This window comes from Herbaspirillum chlorophenolicum (genome assembly GCF_001189955.1).
Lineage (GTDB): Bacteria > Pseudomonadota > Gammaproteobacteria > Burkholderiales > Burkholderiaceae_D > Herbaspirillum > Herbaspirillum chlorophenolicum.
On the sequence record NZ_LFLT01000112.1, the window covers coordinates 1 to 2,698 of the forward strand.

The 2,698-nt window shown below is 60.7% G+C and carries 3 protein-coding genes; all 3 read left to right on the forward strand.

Going from position 1 to position 2,698, the window contains the following annotated elements; translation table 11 throughout:
* The coding region (locus AKL28_RS23245; RefSeq protein WP_050470659.1) for an arsenate reductase ArsC at nucleotides 1-419 on the forward strand (419 nt) is incomplete at its 5' end.
* Nucleotides 420-484: 65 nt separating this feature from the next.
* Complete coding sequence (locus AKL28_RS23250; RefSeq protein ID WP_050470660.1) at nucleotides 485-1,768, forward strand: arsenic transporter; 1,284 nt, start codon at nucleotides 485-487, stop codon at nucleotides 1,766-1,768.
* Between the two features lies 1 nt (nucleotide 1,769).
* The coding region (locus AKL28_RS23255) for an MFS transporter (protein WP_050470661.1) at nucleotides 1,770-2,698 on the forward strand (929 nt) is incomplete at its 3' end.

Sequence of the window (2,698 nt, forward strand, 5' to 3'; positions counted from 1 at the left end):
CCATGGGGAAAGGTCGCTTCAATGCCTACAGTGCAGGCAGCCATCCGGCCGGCGCCGTCAACCCACTGGCGCTGGAGCAGATCCACGCCACTGGTTATCCGCTGAATGACCTGCGCAGCAAGAGCTGGGACGAGTTTGCGGCACCGGATGCCCCCAAGATGGATTTCATCATCACGGTTTGCGACAACGCTGCCGGCGAAGTATGTCCGATCTGGCCTGGACAACCGATCTCGGCCCACTGGGGATTCGAAGATCCTGCTGCTGCTACCGGCACCGACGAGCAAAAGCGCGCCGTATTCTCGAAGGTTGCGCGTCAGATCATGACCCGCGTGAACATCTTTGCCAGCCTGCCGTTCCACACGCTTGAGAAGACCTCGATCAAGCGCGAGATGGACGCTATCGGCGCCACCCCGGTTTAAACCTTACGGCAGGAGCCATTGGGCTCCTGCCTCCCTGACTCCTCTTCTCTGACCAAGGAAAGAAAGTGCTGGCCGCTTTTGTCATCTTCCTGCTCACCCTGATTTTTGTCATTTGGCAGCCCAAGGGGCTCGGCATTGGCTGGAGCGCGTGCGCTGGCGCGGCCGTGGCTTTGGCTGCCGGCGTCATTCATCTTTCGGACATCCCGGTTGTCTGGCACATCGTCTGGAACGCCACGGGTACCTTCATCGCCATCATTATCATCAGCCTGCTACTGGACAAGGCAGGCTTCTTCGAGTGGGCAGCTTTGCACGTAGCCCGGTGGGGTGGTGGTCGCGGCCGCATGCTGTTCGTACTGCTGATCCTGTTGGGCGCAGCCGTATCCGCCCTGTTCGCCAACGATGGCGCCGCGCTGATCCTGACGCCGATCGTCATCGCCATGCTGCTGGCGCTGCGATTCTCGCCCCAGGCGACGCTGGCCTTTGTCATGGCAGCCGGCTTCATCGCCGACACAGCCAGCCTGCCGCTGGTGGTGTCCAACCTGGTGAATATTGTCTCGGCGGACTTCTTCAAGATCGGCTTTGCGGAATATGCCTCGGTCATGATCCCCGTCGACATCGTGTCAGTCGTGGCGACGCTCATTGTGCTCCTCCTATACTTCCGTCGCGATATCCCCGCAAACTATGACCTGACCCAGCTTCCGGATCCCGTCTCTGCCGTCCATGATCGAGCAACGTTCGTTGCCGGCTGGTGGGTGCTTGCGCTGCTGCTGGTGGGCTTCTTCTGGCTGGAAGGCCTCGGTGTGCCCATCAGCGCCGTGGCGGCGGTCGGCGCACTGATCCTTCTGGCAGTTGCAGGCAAAGGCCGTGTCATTTCCACACGCGAGGTCATCAAGGGCGCGCCCTGGCAGGTCGTGTTCTTCTCGCTGGGGATGTACCTGGTGGTGTATGGGCTGCGCAATGCGGGCCTGACGGACTACCTGACAAGCGTGCTGAACGGCTTTGCAGAGCACGGCGTCTGGGGCGCTGCCCTCGGTACCGGCTTCTTGACGGCTTTCCTGTCGTCGATCATGAACAACATGCCGACGGTACTGGTGGGCGCACTGTCGATTGACGCCACCACAGCCCAAGGCGTGGTGAAGGAAGCAATGGTCTACGCCAATGTCATTGGCAGCGACCTTGGCCCCAAGATCACCCCCATCGGTAGCCTGGCGACCTTGCTCTGGCTGCATGTGCTGGACAAGAAGAGCATCCACATCTCATGGGGCTATTACTTCCGGGTGGGCGCGATGCTGACGCTGCCCGTCCTGCTGGTGACGCTGTCCGCCTTGGCACTGAGGTTGGGGAGCTGAAGTGGAGGCCCGCAAATCGACCTGGCTGATCCCTTCGCTTGGGCTGACCCAGATTGTCGGCTGGGGCTCGATGTTCTATGCCTACGGGATCTTGATGCAGCCGATGCAGACGGAGCTGCAGCTCTCCAAGCCGGTCGTGGTCGGAGCTTATTCCCTTGCGCTGCTCATTTCGGGGCTGATGTCGACGCTGGCCGGCAGCATCATTGACCGCATCGGTGGCCGATTGCTGATGGGCGCCGGAACCGTATTGGCCGCCTTGATGCTGGCGGCCATGTCGTTCGTTCACGATGCGCTGGGGCTTTACCTCATCTGGGCGGTAATCGGACTGGCCATGAGCGCGACGCTATACCAGCCGGCGTTCGCCGTGTTGACCCAGGTCTTCCAGGCAGATTTCCGCCGCGCCATCACGATGTTGACGCTGTTCGGCGGCTTTGCCAGTACCGTCGCCTGGCCGCTGACCCAATGGTTGCTGGAGCAGTACGGCTGGCGGACGACGTGGCAGATTTACGCGGTGGCCAACCTGGTGATCTGCCTGCCGGTTCATATGCTGCTTCCAGCAGCCAGGTCTATTCAGAAGACTAAGGCCGCCGCCAATAAGGATTGGGACCTGAAGGCGGTGCTACGGCAACCGAGTTTTTATGCAGTGACGACGGCCGTGACCTTGAACGCCCTGGTGTTCTCGGCAATGTCGTTGCACTTGATGTCGATTTTGCATGATCGCGGAATGACACCGTACTATGCTGCCGCAATCGGAGCGATGATTGGCCCCATGCAGGTGTTGGGCCGAATCCTGGAGACCACGATCGGGAAGAAGGCCAGCACCAGGCAGACGGGCCAGTTTGCCATTTCCTTGCTGCCAGTCGCTTTGCTTCTGCTCTATGCCCCAGCTGACTGGCTGGTGCTCTACGGACTGTTTGCCATCCTGTACGG